Source organism: Streptomyces sp. NPDC050636 (assembly GCF_040654775.1).
Lineage (GTDB): Bacteria > Actinomycetota > Actinomycetes > Streptomycetales > Streptomycetaceae > Streptomyces.
On record NZ_JBFAIP010000005.1, the window covers coordinates 177,805 to 191,795 of the forward strand.

The 13,991-nt window shown below is 72.4% G+C and carries 11 protein-coding genes; 3 read left to right on the plus strand and 8 right to left on the minus strand.

Translation table 11 applies throughout. The features are described 5' to 3' along the window. Positions 1-14: 14 nt before the first annotated feature. Entirely contained in the window at positions 15-1,166 is a 1,152-nt protein-coding gene (locus AB0I10_RS08000) for a TDT family transporter (protein ID WP_363151480.1), read from the minus strand. Positions 1,167-1,327: 161 nt separating this feature from the next. Between AB0I10_RS08000 and AB0I10_RS08005 the strand changes: the two genes are divergently transcribed. Beyond that, positions 1,328-2,272, plus strand: a complete 945-nt coding sequence (locus AB0I10_RS08005) for a LysR family transcriptional regulator (protein ID WP_363151481.1) — start codon at positions 1,328-1,330, stop codon at positions 2,270-2,272. Between the two features lie 29 nt (positions 2,273-2,301). Here AB0I10_RS08005 and AB0I10_RS08010 read toward each other — a convergent pair whose 3' ends face one another. The 4 genes from AB0I10_RS08010 to AB0I10_RS08025 all read right to left on the minus strand — a co-directional run bounded on the left by AB0I10_RS08010 (position 2,302) and on the right by AB0I10_RS08025 (position 8,839). After that, the gene (locus AB0I10_RS08010; protein ID WP_363151482.1) at positions 2,302-4,476 is read right to left on the minus strand and encodes a PQQ-binding-like beta-propeller repeat protein; all 2,175 of its coding nucleotides are present in this window, start codon (positions 4,474-4,476) and stop codon (positions 2,302-2,304) included. Continuing rightward, positions 4,473-6,710, minus strand: a complete 2,238-nt coding sequence (locus tag AB0I10_RS08015; protein ID WP_363151483.1) for a PQQ-binding-like beta-propeller repeat protein — start codon at positions 6,708-6,710, stop codon at positions 4,473-4,475. The genes AB0I10_RS08010 and AB0I10_RS08015 overlap by 4 nt, the downstream gene beginning before the upstream one ends. Before the next feature lie 17 nt (positions 6,711-6,727). Then, entirely contained in the window at positions 6,728-7,615 is an 888-nt protein-coding gene (locus AB0I10_RS08020) for a hypothetical protein (protein ID WP_363151484.1), read from the minus strand. Positions 7,616-7,819: 204 nt separating this feature from the next. Then, positions 7,820-8,839, minus strand: a complete 1,020-nt coding sequence (locus AB0I10_RS08025; RefSeq protein ID WP_363151485.1) for a methyltransferase — start codon at positions 8,837-8,839, stop codon at positions 7,820-7,822. Positions 8,840-9,036: 197 nt separating this feature from the next. Here AB0I10_RS08025 and AB0I10_RS08030 point away from each other — a divergent pair, with 197 nt between their 5' ends. Further along, on the plus strand, positions 9,037-9,396 hold the full coding sequence (locus tag AB0I10_RS08030) for an SH3 domain-containing protein (RefSeq protein WP_363151486.1): 360 nt from the start codon (positions 9,037-9,039) through the stop codon (positions 9,394-9,396). 9 nt (positions 9,397-9,405) lie between these two features. Here AB0I10_RS08030 and AB0I10_RS08035 read toward each other — a convergent pair whose 3' ends face one another. The 3 genes from AB0I10_RS08035 to AB0I10_RS08045 form a co-directional block, all read right to left on the minus strand. Then, positions 9,406-10,107, minus strand: coding sequence for a gamma-glutamyl-gamma-aminobutyrate hydrolase family protein (locus AB0I10_RS08035; protein ID WP_363151487.1), 702 nt, complete (start codon positions 10,105-10,107; stop codon positions 9,406-9,408). 83 nt (positions 10,108-10,190) lie between these two features. After that, positions 10,191-11,678, minus strand: a complete 1,488-nt coding sequence (gene eat, locus AB0I10_RS08040) for an ethanolamine permease (RefSeq protein ID WP_363151488.1) — start codon at positions 11,676-11,678, stop codon at positions 10,191-10,193. Between the two features lie 139 nt (positions 11,679-11,817). Then, complete coding sequence (locus tag AB0I10_RS08045; RefSeq protein ID WP_363151489.1) at positions 11,818-12,549, minus strand: FCD domain-containing protein; 732 nt, start codon at positions 12,547-12,549, stop codon at positions 11,818-11,820. A gap of 73 nt (positions 12,550-12,622) precedes the next feature. Between AB0I10_RS08045 and AB0I10_RS08050 the strand changes: the two genes are divergently transcribed. Then, positions 12,623-13,990, plus strand: coding sequence for a glutamine synthetase family protein (locus AB0I10_RS08050; RefSeq protein ID WP_363151490.1), 1,368 nt, complete (start codon positions 12,623-12,625; stop codon positions 13,988-13,990). The last annotated feature ends 1 nt before the right edge of the window (position 13,991 follow it).

The following is a 13,991-nucleotide window of genomic DNA, read 5'->3' on the forward strand; positions in this document are numbered from 1 at the left end:
GACCCGGCCCGCGGCTATCCGGCGGCCGGCCGCGGCGGCGCGAGGAGCTTGCCGCGCGCCAGTCCGGAGCAGGTACGCGTGGCGGCCACCGCCACGGCCGTCACCAGGACCGCGTACAGGGCCACCGCGAGCCAGCCGAACGCGCTCAGCCCGGTGTGCCGGGCCAGGCCTGCCGCACCGGTGACGCAGGTGCCGAGGGGGAAGGTGAAGCCCCACCAGGTCATCGTGAAGGTCATCCCGCCGCGGAACGCCCGCACCACCATCGCCGTCGCGATCGCCAGCCACAGCAGCGCGAAGCCCATCACGGGTACGCCGTACACCACCGCGAACGCCCCCATGGCATGCGCGTACGAGGCGCCGACGGCCCCCGGGGCGACGTCCGCGAGGTTGTTCACCGCGGTGGTGGACTGGCCCAGCGGGCCGAGCACCAGGAACAGGGTCGGGGTCAGCGCGAGCGGCAGCGGGCCGTGGTGGAGCAGCCGCGCCACCACGAGCGGCAGCACCAGCAGCGTCGCCAGCAGCGACATCCCGAACATCGCGTAGCAGGCCAGCAGCATCGCCTCCTGCCACTGCCCGCCCGGCAGATGCGGCACCAGAGCCGGGCCGAGCGCGGCCGACACCATGGGGGCGACCAGCGGCAGCAGCCAGACCGGCGATGCGCTGCCCGCCTCGATACGGTGCCGGGTCACCATCAGATACGGGATCGCCGCGGCGGCGGCCAGCCCGACGAGGGTGCCCACGGTCCACAGCACCGCGTCGGCGGCGAGCGCCGCCCGCTCGCCGATCACGTCCTGGCCGACGGCCAGGGTGCCGCCGCCGACCGCCAGCAGCGCCATCGACAGGCACCCGTAGAACGGGGCCACCGCCGGATCCAGCAGATGCCGGCGCGCCTGGTCGCGGTGCCGGACCCAGTGCACGGTCCGCGCGGCCAGCAGCGTGACCAGCATCAGCGCCGACAGCGCCCAGACGATGTCGCATCCGAGACGCAGGCCGGGCGCGGTGAGCGGCAGGGCCGCACCGGCGTTGGCGACGATCGCCGTGCCCATCACGGCGGCGTACCAGTTGGGCCCGAGGTAACGGACCGAGGAGCGCGGGGGGACCGGGCCGGGCGGGGTGTGGCCGGGGGTGGTCCTGGACCGGGAAGGTGCGTGCGTGAGTGTTGCCATGAGAGAAGCGTCGTCGCCCCGGCCGCGCTCCACCAGGGACGTTGTATCTATGAGGGCATAAGCTGGGTTTATGTGCAGGGGGATTTATGGGTGGTGAGGAACGTGCGCACAGAGGGACCGCGGGCCACATTGACCGGCGGCGGCCGGTGGCGGGCCGTGCCGTGAACGGCGCACCGGACGGCCGGTCGACCGAGCCCGGCGTACCGCTGTCGCACCGGGTCCCGGACCTCGGCGCGCTGGAGCTGCTGCTCGCTGTGGCCCGGCTCGGCAGCCTGGGCCGGGCCGCGCGTGCGACCGGTATCACCCAGCCCGCCGCCAGCAGCCGCATCCGTTCCATGGAGCGGCAGTTGGGTGTGGCGCTGGTCGAGCGCTCGCCGCGCGGCTCCCGGCTGACGGACGCCGGCGCGCTGGTCACGGACTGGGCGCGGCGCGTGGTGGAGGCGGCCGAGGCGTTCGACGCGGGCGCGCAGGCGCTGCGCGGGCGCCGCGACTCCCGGCTGCGGGTGGCGGCCAGCATGACCATCGCCGAGTATCTGCTGCCCGGCTGGCTGATCGCGCTGCGCGCCCAGCGCCCCGGGACCGCCGTATCGCTGCTCGCGGGCAATTCCAGCGCGGTCGCCGAACGGCTGGTCGCGGGCGAGGCGGACCTCGGATTCGTCGAGGGCCTGGAGGTGCCCGCGGGGCTGGACGGCACGGTCATCGGCCATGACCGGCTGATCGTCGTCGCCGCCCCGTCGCACCCCTGGACCCGGCGGCGTACCGGGCTGACCGCCGGCGAACTGGCCGCCACCCCGCTGATCCTGCGCGAGCGCGGCTCCGGCACCCGCCAGGTGCTGGACGCGGCGCTGGCCGGGCACGGCGGCCTCGCCGACCCGCTCCTCGAACTCTCCTCCACCACCGCCGTGAAGGCCGCCGCGGTCAGCGAGGCGGCCCCCTCCGTCCTCAGTGAACTCGCCGTGGGGGAGGAGCTGACCGCCCGCCGCCTGGTGGAGATCCCGGTGCACGGGCTGCGTCTCGGCCGCGATCTGCGCGCCGTCTGGCCCGCCGGCCAGCGCCCCGCGGGCCCGGCCCGGGATCTGCTGGGGCTGACACGGGGGGTGTCGTGAAGTGACGCCCCGCCGGGCCGCACCGGCTGCTACGCCTTGGGCACCGAGAAGCAGAAGAGCTTGCCGGACCAGCTGGCGAACAGATGGTCGTCGAGGGGGAACGCCGACCAGGGCCCGGAGCCGCCGCTGACCGGGTGCTGCCAGACCTGCTTGCCGGTGTCGGCGTGGAAGCCGTACAGCCCTTTCGGCCCCGCGGTGAGGAAGAGGCCGCGCACGGCGCCCAGGAACTGCAGCGTGCCGAGGCCGGAGCCCGCCGTCCAACGGGCCGCCCCGGTACGGGCGTCGACGGCGTGCAGGACCTTGTCGAGATAGCAGACGGTCGCGCCGGACCGGCCGTAGCCCCGGTTTCCCCGGGCGGCGGTCTGCACGCTCCACAGGGTCTTTCCCGTCGCCGGGTCGAAGGCCGTGAGCAGCCCGCTGGTCGCGCCGCTGGCGCCGGTGCCCGGGTAGCAGAACAGGGTTCCGCCGTCCAGGCTCAATGACCCCTCGTACATCAGGAACTGACTGTTCGTCGGCGGCAGTTCGGTGGGCTTGCTCCAGAGCGTCTCGCCGTCGGCGGCCTTGAGAGCGAGCAGGTTCATGTCACCGTCGATGCCGTAGAGCACCTTGCCCTTGGACGGTGGGTGGAGAGCGACGAGGTCCTTCGCCCACACGCGGTCGCCGGTGTCCGGGGCGACGACGGTGTATCCGTTGAGCGTCGCGGTCGTGGACGTCTTCGACTCCTTGCCCCAGAGGACCGGCTGGCCCGCCGGGGTGGTGCCGACGGCTGCGACGGCGCCCATGTCCGGCGACCTCCACCGCACCTGGCCACCCGACGCGTCCAGGCACTGGAAGCGCCCGTTGTCGCCCATGGTGATGACCAGCGACCCGTTGGCGAACTCCAGGTGCGGCGCGCCGCTTTCGGTCGGGGAGGCATCCCACAGCTCGCTGCCGGTCCGGCCGTCGAACGCGTGGAGCCTTCCGTCCGTGCGTACCGTGTAGACGCGTTTGTCGTCGGCGCGGGCGGCGGTGTTCTGGCCGCTCAGGTCCTTCCAGAGAAGCTTGCCGGTGGACCGGTCGAAGCAGGCCCCCGAGGTCCTCCCCGCGCACAGCAGCGTGGACGGGGTCACCGCAAGCAGGGACAGGTCGGGCTGCGGGAGGTCCTTGGACCAGGAGAGTTCGGGGACGGGGGGCGCATCCCCGCCGCGCGAGCGGAGGAGGACGGCGGTGCCTCCCGCGGCCGCGGTGACCGCCAGCGCCGCGCCGCCGATCAGGAGCCGCCGCCGGCTGAACAGGGCGGGCCGCACCTCGTCGTGGAGGCTCCGCTCCGACTCGGCCACCTGCAGCTCGACCGCGCCGAGCCAGCCCGCGGTGGTCGCCGGACGCAGCCACTCCTGCAGCTGCGCGACGGTCGGCCGCCGGGCCGGGTCCTTCTCAAGGCAGGCGGCGACGGTGCCGAGCAGGGCGTGCGGGACGCCGTCCAGCTCGGGCGCCTCATGGGTGGCGCGGTAGAGCAGTGCATGGACCGCGCCGGTGCCGAAGGGCGGGGTGCCGGTGGCGGCGTACGCGAGCACGGCGCCGAGGGCGAACACATCGCTCGGGGCGGCGAGTTCGGCCCCGGTCGACTGCTCGGGCGACATGAAGCCGGGCGACCCGATGATCTGGCCCTCGGCGGTGAGCACGGTTCCGTCGACGGCCCGGCTGATGCCGAAGTCGATGACGCGGGGCCCGTCGGCGGTCAGCAGGATGTTGGACGGCTTGAGATCGCGGTGGATGAGCCCCGCGCGGTGGATGGCGGCCAGCGCCTCGGCCAGGCCCGCGCCGAGCACACGCAGGGTGGCCTCGGGCATCGGCCCGTGAGCCGCGATGGCGTCGGTGAGCGAGGGGCCGGGGATGTACGCGGTGGCCAGCCAGGGCTGCGGCCCCTCGGGGTCGGCGTCCACGACGGGCGCGGTGAAGGCGCCGCTGACCGCGCGTGCCGCGTCCACCTCGGCCTTGAAGCGGCGCCGGAAGTCGGGATCGGCGCTCAGCTCGGGGCGTACGACCTTCACGGCGACGGCGCGGCCGCTGCGCGACGCGGCGAGGTGGACCCGGCCCATGCCGCCCGCGCCGAGTTCCCGGATCACCCGGTACGGGCCGATGTGCGTGGCGGAGGTGTCGGCCTGTGTGGTCGGCGGCTGGGTTGGCGGCGCCGGCTGCGTTGTCGGCGTTGGCGGTGTTCTCATCGGGTGTCGCTCCGGAAGGCGTAGAGGGTGGTGTCGGATGCGGCGTAGATGGTGGTGCCGGTCGTCTGCACCCGCCACGCTTCGCTCTTGTTCTTCGATTCGGGGCCCTGGTGCGCCCACAGGACCTTGCCGTCGGAGGCGCCCAGGACGAGGAAGCCCGGGGTTTCGGCGCTGAACGTGGGGAGCGCAAGGAACGACGAGGTGACGGCGGGGCCGGGATCGATGGCGCCGCCGGGGTCGAGGGTCAGCGGACTCGCGGTGTGCCACAGCTGTTCGCCGCTGTGCGTGTCCAGGGCGAAAACCCTGTGCTCGTCCGCCACATAGGCCCGCTTGCCGAGAACCGTGGTGGGGTTGAGGGTGGTCGGCTGGTCGACGGCGGTCCACAGTTTGCGGCCGTCGGTGGCGCGGAACGCCTGCACCTTGGTACTGGTGACGAGCACCGCGTTCCCGTCGGTGGCCAGCCGCGGGTAATCGCCGGGCCTGAAGGCCTTCTTGACCGTCCAGTTCACCTTGCCGCTGCGTAGGCCGAGGCCGAGGACCTTGCCGTTGTCGAGCACGAAGCAGGTGTGCCCGTCGGAGTAGGCGCGGAAGTCGGAGCCGGCCACCTTGCGGGACCACAGCACCTTTCCCGAGGCGATGTCCACGGCGTACACGCCGTACCCCTTGTTGCCGCCGGTACCGAGGAGGACCACCGAGTCGGCGACGCAGAAGAGCTGCTCGATGTGGTCGGCGGAGGCGTAGGCCCCGTCATCCGGATCCGACTCGGTGACGGGGTGGCTGAACTTCAGCTTGCCCTCGCCGTCCAGGCCGAGGAGATGGCCGTGGCCGCCGCCCCAGGCCGTGGCGTAAAGCGTCGATCCCTCGACGCCGAGCCACTGCGGCCCGCTGCTGACGTCGGACGGTACGCGGGGCTTGGCCGTCCACCGTTCCCTTCCGCTCGCGGTGTCATAGCCGATCGCGGTGCTCTGGTCCCACTGCACGAGGGTGTCGCCAAGGAGCCGCAACTGATAGCCCGACATAGGGCGCAGCGGGCTCGACCACTGCGGCTTCGGCCCCCCGGGCACCTTGGGGGCGGTGCGGCCGGTGCTGCCCCCGCCGGCGCCGCTGCCCGATCCGCGGTCGGGCTTCGACGGCCACCCGACCAGGGCCGCGGCGCCCGCGGCCGCCGCGGTGGTGCCGCCGGCTGCGGCGATCCACAGGAAGCGGCGGCGGCTCGGCCCGCCCGGGGCCGCCGTGACCAGCGGGGTCACGGGCATGGGGGGCGCGGACACCAGGACGGCGGCGTGCGCCTTCCGCGTGGCGAGGTCCTCCCGCAGGCCCGGCGTGAGCAGCGCGGACGGTTCGGCGGGAGCCAGCGTGGCAAGGACCGAGGCGGTGGGCGGCCTGCCGGCGGGATCCTTGTCCAGGCAGGCCGCGACCAGGGGGCGCAGTGCGTCGGGTACGCCGTCCAGCCGCGGCGGGGCGTGCACGGCCCGGTAGAGGATCTCGGCCGTGTTGCCGGTGCCGAAGGGGCCCCGGCCGGTGGCCGCGTAGACCAGGACGCAGCCGAGGGAGAAGACGTCCGCCGCCGGTCCGGCCTCGCGGCTCGACACGATCTGTTCGGGGGCCATGAACCCGGGCGTGCCGATCACGGCGTTGGTCCGGGTCACCTGTGTCGCGTCCACCGCCCGGCTGATACCGAAGTCGATGACGCGCGGCCCGTCTTCGGCCACCAGTACGTTCCCGGGCTTGAGGTCGCGGTGGACGATGCCGGCGGCGTGGATCGCAAGCAGCGCCTCCGCGAGGCCGGTGCCCAGGGCCCGCAGGGCCGGCTCGGGCAGCACACCGAAGCGGCGTACCACGTCGTGCAGGGACGGTGCGGGGATGTAGGCGGTGGCCAGCCAGGGCTGCTGGGCGTCGGCGTCCGCGTCGAGCACCGGCGGGGTGAAGAAGCCGCTCACTTTACGGGCGGCGTCGGCCTCGCGCCGGAAGCGCCCGCGGAAGTTCGGTGCCTCGGTGTACTCGGGCCGGATGACCTTCAGTGCGACCAGGCGCGAGCCGGGTGACCTGGCCAGGAAGACCCTGCCCATGCCGCCCTCGCCCAGGAGCTGGAAGACCTCGTAGGGGCCGATCCGGCCCGGAGTTCGCTGCTGCGGGGCTGTGGTGTGGGGCTGGGGAAGCGTGGCGGGTTGGGGGACTGTGGTGTGCGGCTGCGGGACCGTGGGGTCGCTGCCGCCGTGTGCCGGTACGTTCACCTCGTTGCGGCGGCGGGTCAGCCGAGCGAGCCGAGTACGTCGCGGGCAGCGGCGATGGCGTCGTCCTCGGCCTGCTTCTCGGTCTTTCCGGAGTCCGCGGGCTTGTAGGTGTAGCCCACGGTGAACACGGCGTTGCCCGCACGGACGATCACCGTTGCCTCCGCCAGGTCCATCGGTGCCTTGTCGGCGCCGTGGACGACGTAGGCCTCCTCGCCGAGCCCGCTGAGCGACCGTTGGTCGGTGACCGTGCGCACCTTGTCCAAGGCCGTGAGAGCGCTCTTCTTCTTCATGTCGTACATGCCGCTCGCCCCCGGGCTGACATTGAGGCTCACGTCCAGCGAGAGGAACTCGCCGCCGGACCCGAAGGGCGTGTCCCACGACGGCATCCTGGTGATCATCGACGCCATGGTGGCGTTGTCGAACTGCGACGGCTTGCACTCGGTTCCGGGCGCGATGCGCGCGATGGTGGACGCCTTGATCAGCTCGCACCCTTCAGGCACCTTGGTGTACGCCTTCCCCGGCGCCGACGGCTTGACGGCGCCGCCCGGGGCGCCGGGGGACGCCCCCGCCGCGGTGCTCTTTCCGCCGCCCCCCGACATCGCGATGACCACCCCGGCGATCGCGGCCACGGCGAGCGCCGCGCCGCCGCCGATCAGCCAGGGCCGCGCACCGGCCCGCGGCCGGCCCGCGGCCGGACCACCGGCCTGCGGCAGCCCCGCCGGGAGCTGCTGCGACCAGGCCGAGGGCGCGCCCGGCGGCTGGGCCGGCATCGGGGGCGGCACCTGGCCCGGGGCCTGCGCCGCGGGCGCCCCTCCCGGCGTTCCCGGCGTTCCCTGCGGGAGCGGCTGGGTGGGGCCGGACCGGCCGGGGTCCTGCTGGGGGTTCATCTGGGGGGTCTCACTCACGGGGCAGCTCGCTTTTCCGTCCGGTTCTCGGCGTCGGGAACGGCACAGGCCGGTCCCGTGGGCCGGGCCCGGGGCGATGGCGCACCGGGGACCCGGCGCGATGTGCCGAATACTTTCGCGAGGCGCTGCAATGCCGATGAAATCTTGCTGAAGTGGGGGGCACGGCAGCGCCCCCGCAGACCGGCGGTCCCCTGAGGCCGGCGCTCACGGCCTGACCGCGACCACCGCGCCGTCCGCCCCCGGCCCCTCGAAGCGCACCGTCCGAACGTCCGTGAACCCGGCGTCCGTCAGCCACGCCCCGTACTCCGCCGCCGTGTAGTTCCGCCCCCAGGTGCTCACCAGCATGTTCAGGCTCATCAGCGCGGGCAGCAGCGGCCCGTCCTTGGTGTCGTCGACCAGCAGCTCACTGATCAGGATGCGGCCGCCGGGCGGCAGCGCGGCCCGGCACTTGCCCAGGATCAGCCGGTTGGTCGGCTCGTCCCAGTCGTGCAGGATCTGCGAGAGCAGTACGGCATCGTGCCCGCCCGGCAGCTCGGCGTCGCGCAGGAAGTCGCCCGGCACACAGTCGATACGGTCCGCGAGGCCGGCCTCGGCCACCCGCTCGCGGGTCAGCTCGCAGACGAACGGCAGGTCGAGGACGGTGGCGCGCAGATCGCCGTACGCGCGGCACAGTTCGATGTCGTACGCGGCCCCGCCGCCGCCCACGTCGAGCAACCGGCGCACCGGGGCGAAGTCGTAGGTGGCGGCGAGCGCGCGGGCGCTGGTGGCGGACAGCGCGTACATGCTCTTCCAGAAGTCCGCCTTCAGCGCCGCGTCCTCGGGATCGAACATCGACTCCGCCGCCTCGGGGTCGAAATTGGTGGGGGAGTCGGTACGCAGCGCCTCTTCGAGCCGCATCCAGCCGGCGTAGCGGCGGTCCAGGGACAGTACGGCGTCCCCGAAATAGTCCGGGCGGCCGCGCACCAAGTACGCCTCGGCTTCCGGGGTGTTGGCGAATCCCGCGCCTTCGCGGCGCAGCAGGCCGAGCGCCGCGCAGACGGTGAGCAGCTGCTCGGCCGGCCGCTCCGCGAGGCCGTTGCGGGCCGCGATCTCGGCGACGGTGGCGCCGGGCGCGGCCGACAGCTGCGAGAACAGCTCCATCCGGGTCGCCTCGGCGAGCGCCTTGGCGGCCCACACCCCGGTGACGATCTCCATCAGACGCTTGGGTGACCGGTCGCTCGTCAACGGGGTCTCCTCGGGCCGGGGGGCGGGGCCGGGTGCGGTGCTGTCACACCCGGCTGTCACACCGTCATGGTCCCGCCTTGTGTGGAGGTTCGCGATATTCAAGCCGTTGCATGCCGAACTCGTGTCTCGATAACGTGTGCGAATAGTTGGCGCGCTACAGGGCGCCCAAACGGTAATCATGAGGGGGACACGTACAGATGAGGCTGAAGTTCCTGGCACCCGCCATCGCCTCGGCGGCCTTGATCGGCACCGCAATGACCGGCGGGATCGCCACGGCCGCCACGCCCGGGACGACGCACACCGCCGCGGCCACGAAGGCCGCGGCGGCCGACTGCGTCAATGCGGAGGCGCAGGAGAGCGTGAAGATCCGCAAGGAGAGGAAGCTGAACAGCACTGCGGTCGGGCTCTTCACCAAGGGTGCGACCACCTGCATCCGCGGCAGGGGCACGGGGCAGAGCTACAACCTCTGCAACCGCACGGGCAACGACTGGTACAAGATCACGTACCGGGGCAACACCGGCTGGATTCCCGCCGCCTGCGGGTCCAGGGAACTCTGAGGTAGCCGCTCACTCCCCCGGGGACGTCCCGCGTGCCGCCGCCACCAGCGCGTCCATCACACGCGTGTCGTCCCCGGCCTCCGGGTGCCACTGCACCGCCAGCGTGAAACCGCGGGCGTCCGGCAGCTCCAGCGCCTCGATCGTGCCGTCCTCCGCGTACGCCGAGGCCAGCAGCCCGCTGCCGAGCCGGTCCACCGACTGATGGTGGTACGTCGGTACGGAGACCGGCTCGGGCAGCGCGCCGGCCAGCAGTGTCCCGGGGCAGGGCTTGATGTCGTGCTGCTCGAAGACCCCGGGCGGCCCGGCATGCCCGTCGAGGTGCTGGACGAGGGTGCCGCCCAGCGCCACATTCAGCAGCTGAAGACCCCGGCAGATGCCCAGCATCGGTACCCCGCCCGCCAACGCGGCCTCGATCAGGGCCAGTTCCCAGGCGTCCCGGTCCAGGGAGGGCGGGCCGGTCCGCGGGTGCGGCTGCGCGCCGTACCGCGCCGGCGCCACATCCGCACCACCGGCGATCACCAGCCCGTCCAGGCGCCCCACCACCGTGGCGGCGGTCGCCGGATCGCCCGGCGGCAGCAGCGCGGCCAGCCCGCCCGAACGCTGCACCAGCCGCGGATATCCGGCGGGCACCAGCGCGGCGGGCAGATTCCAGACACCCCAACTGGCTTCCTGCTGGTAGGTGCTGATGCCGATGAGGGGCGGCTGGGACATCAAGTCCTCCATGTGTCGGGGTCCAGGGTGGAAAGGCGGGGGCCGGCCAGGCGGTGCCCGGCCGGCCGTACGGATAGCGGGTTCTAGTCGCGTTCCAGCTCGGCCTCCGCGGCCGCCAGCGCCGCGAACTCCTCCTCGGGCGCCGCGGCCACCAGCCGGTGCCGCGAGTAGAAGGCGAAGTAGGCGAGCGCCACGACGTACACGCCGAGTGCGATGAACGCGGCTTCCTTGTCGACCAGGAACGTCGCCACCAGCGCCGAGCAGGCCAGGACGAACGCGACGGACGAGGTCAGCATGCCGCCGGGGGTGCGGTAGGGACGGTCCAGGCCGGGCTCGCGGCGGCGCAGCACGATGTGCGAGAGGGCCATCAGCGCGTAGGAGATGGTCGCGCCGAAGACCGCGACGTTCAGCATCCGGGCGCCGTCGCCGGTGGCCGCGGCGAGCGCGAAGCCCAGCGCGCCGGGGACCAGCAGGCCGAGGTAAGGGGCCTTGCGGCGGCTGGTGAGGGAGAGGAAACGGGGCAGGTAGCCGGCCCGGGAGAGCGCGAAGAGCTGCCGCGACCCGGCGAAGATCAGGGAGAAGAAGGAGGCCACCAGGCCCGCGAGCCCCGCGTAGTTGACGATCCGGCTGACGGTGGTCGGCTTGCCGTCCGGCTGGAGCGCCTGGACCAGCGGATCACCCACGGACTGGATCGCGGCGCTGCCGCGCGCTCCGGTCGCGGCGACAAAGGTGATCAGCGCGAGCAGCAGCAGAATGCCCATCCCGGCGGCCATCGCCTTCGGCAGCGAACGGACCGGGTCCTTGGTCTCCTCGGCGGCCAGCGGTACGCCCTCGATACCGAGGAAGAACCACATGCCGAACGGGAAGGCCGCCCAGATGCCCAGAATGCCGAACGGCAGCCAGGAGTTGGCCCCGAAGGCGCCCTCCTTGACCGGGATGTCGTTGAGCCCGTCCACGTGGAAGTCGGTGAGTGCGGCGAGCGCGAAGACGAGGAGGGCGGCGACCGCTATGGCGGTGACTATCAGGCTGAAGCGCAGCGCCTCGCCCACGCCCCACAGATGGATCCCGATGAAGATGACGAAGCAGGCGAGGTAGACCGGCCAGCTGGAATGCAGGCCGAAGAGGCCGAGCGACTCGACGTAGTCACCGATGAAGATGGAGATCGCGGCGGGCGCCAGGACGTACTCGATCAGGATCGCGGTGCCGGTCAGAAAGCCGCCCCAGGTGCCCAGCGCGCGCCGGGCGAAGCCGTAGCCGCCGCCCGCGGTCGGCAGGATCGAGGCCAGCTCCGCCAGCGCGAAGACCAGACAGGTGTACATCAGGCCCATCAGGATGGACGCGATGGCCAGGCCGCCGAAGCCACCCTGTGCCAGTCCGTTGTTCCAGCCCGAGAAGTCGCCGGAGACGACATAGGCGACACCCAGGCCGGTCAGCAGCAGCGGTCCCGCGCTGCCGCGGCGCAGGGTCCGCCGCTCCAGGTAGGCGTCGTCGGGTGCTGCGGTGCCGCCCGGGGCAGCGGCGCCCGAGGGCGCGATGGGCGGTGCGGTCTGCGAATCCGTGCTGTCGGCCATGAGCCGCTCCTGCCTCGCCGAAGGGGTGTCGGAGTAAAGGTTTGGGGGCATACCTTTGCTGTCCGTGCGCGTCGGCGCAAGACCCGTGCGTAAAAGACTGGTTACGAGACGGGGGAAGCCTCGTCACGGGGAGGTCTCGTCACGTCGCGGGGGAGGCGAGGAAGCCGCGCAGCAGAGCGGCGGTGCCGCAGCAGTGCTCCCGCATCACCTCGCGCGCGCCGTCCGCGTCGCCCTCCAGTACCGCCTCCACCAGGGCGGTGTGCTGCGTCTGGGAATGCTCCAGGTTGCGCACCAAGAGCGGAATGCAGTCCAGCAGCTCGTTCACGGTCGCCCGCACCGCCGCGTACTGCGCCGCCAGCGACGCCGAACCGGACAGCTCCGCGAGCGTCAGATGCAGCATGGTGTCGCGCCTGCGGTAGTCCGCGAGCGGCGCGTCATGGGTCGCCGCGAGCGCCGACCGCAGCCGGTCGCCCTCCGCGTCGGACAGCCCGTGCGCCGCGCACAGCCCGGCCGCACCCACCTCCAGCACCTCCCGGAAGCGCAGCGTGTCCTCGACGTCGATCTTCTCGATCCGGCGCCGCAGCTCGGCCTCGCCCGGCTTCTCGGTACGCACCCGTACGAACGTGCCTCCGTAGCGCCCGCGCCGGGACTCCACCAGGCCCTGGTCCTGCAGGACCTTCAGCACCTCGCGCAGCGTCACCCGGCTGATCTGCAACCGCTCGGCCAACTCCCGCTCCGCGGGAAGCCGTTCGCCCTGCGGCACCAGGCCCAGCCGGACGATCTGGAGTATCTGCTCCAACGTCTCCTCGAAACCGTTGCCGGCCCGCACCGGCCGCAGCACTGGAGCCAGCCGATCCGCCGCACCGTCCATCTGAACCCCTTCCCAATCAATGGTTCGTATGCCTACCTTATGCACTCCGGATGCAGTGACAGGAGGCAACACCGTGGCAGACCGCACGCCCCCACTCTCCGTCGAGGAGCTCAGAGCCCTCGTCGACACCGGGGAGATCGACACTGTCGTCCTCGCCTTCACGGATATGCAAGGCAGGCTCCAGGGCAAGCGGTTCGCCGCCCGCTACTTCCTCGACACGGTCCTGGAGCACGGCACGGAGGGCTGCAACTACCTCCTCGCCGTCGACGTCGACCTCAACACCGTCGACGGCTACAAGATGTCCTCCTGGGAACGCGGCTACGGCGACTTCGCGATGCACGGTGACCCCGGCACGCTGCGCCGCACCCCCTGGAACCCCGGCACCGCCCTGATCACCGCCGACCTGGCCTGGCACGACGGGTCGCCGGTCGTCGCCTCCCCGCGGCAGATCCTGCGCCGCCAGCTGGACAAGCTCGGTGAGCACGGCTGGAGCGCGTACGCCGGCACCGAGCTGGAGTTCATGGTCTTCAAGGACACCTATGAAGACGCCTGGTCGCGCGGCTACCGCCAGATGAACCCCGCCAACCAGTACAACGCCGACTACTCCGTCCTCGGCACCGGCCGCGTCGAACCGCTGCTGCGCCGCATCCGCAACGAGATGGGCGCGGCCGGCATGACCGTCGAGTCCGCCAAGGGCGAGTGCAATCTCGGCCAGCACGAGATCGTCTTCGTCTACGACGAGGCGCTCACCACCTGCGACCAGCACAGCATCTACAAGACGGGCGCCAAGGAGATCGCCGCGCAGGAGGGCATGGCGCTCACCTTCATGGCGAAGTACGACGAGCGCGAGGGCAACTCCTGTCATATCCACCTCTCGCTCCAGGATGAGGACGGCCGGCCGGTCATGGCCGACGACGAGGGCCCGTACGGCATGTCGCAGACCATGCGGCACTTCCTCGCCGGCCAGATCGCCGCGATGCGCGACTTCACGCTCTTCTACGCCCCCAACATCAACTCCTACAAGCGCTTCCGCCCCGGCTCCTTCGCGCCCACCGCCGTCGCCTGGGGCCCGGACAACCGCACCTGCGCGCTGCGGGTGGTCGGCCACGGCCGCTCGCACCGCCTGGAGAACCGCCTGCCCGGCGGCGATGTGAACCCCTACCTCGCGGTCGCCGCCATGGTCGCGGCCGGCCTGTACGGCATCGAGAACGAGCTGGAACTCCCCGAAGCGACCACCGGCAACGCCTACACCGGCGGCGCCGCGCACGTCCCCACCACGCTGCGCGAGGCCGCCGAGCTGTGGGAGAGCAGCCCGATAGCCCGCGCGGCCTTCGGCGACGAGGTCGTCGACCACTACCGCCACATGGCGCGCGTCGAGCAGGACGCGTACGACGCCGCCGTCACGGACTGGGAGCGTTTCCGCTCCTTCGAGCGCATGTAAG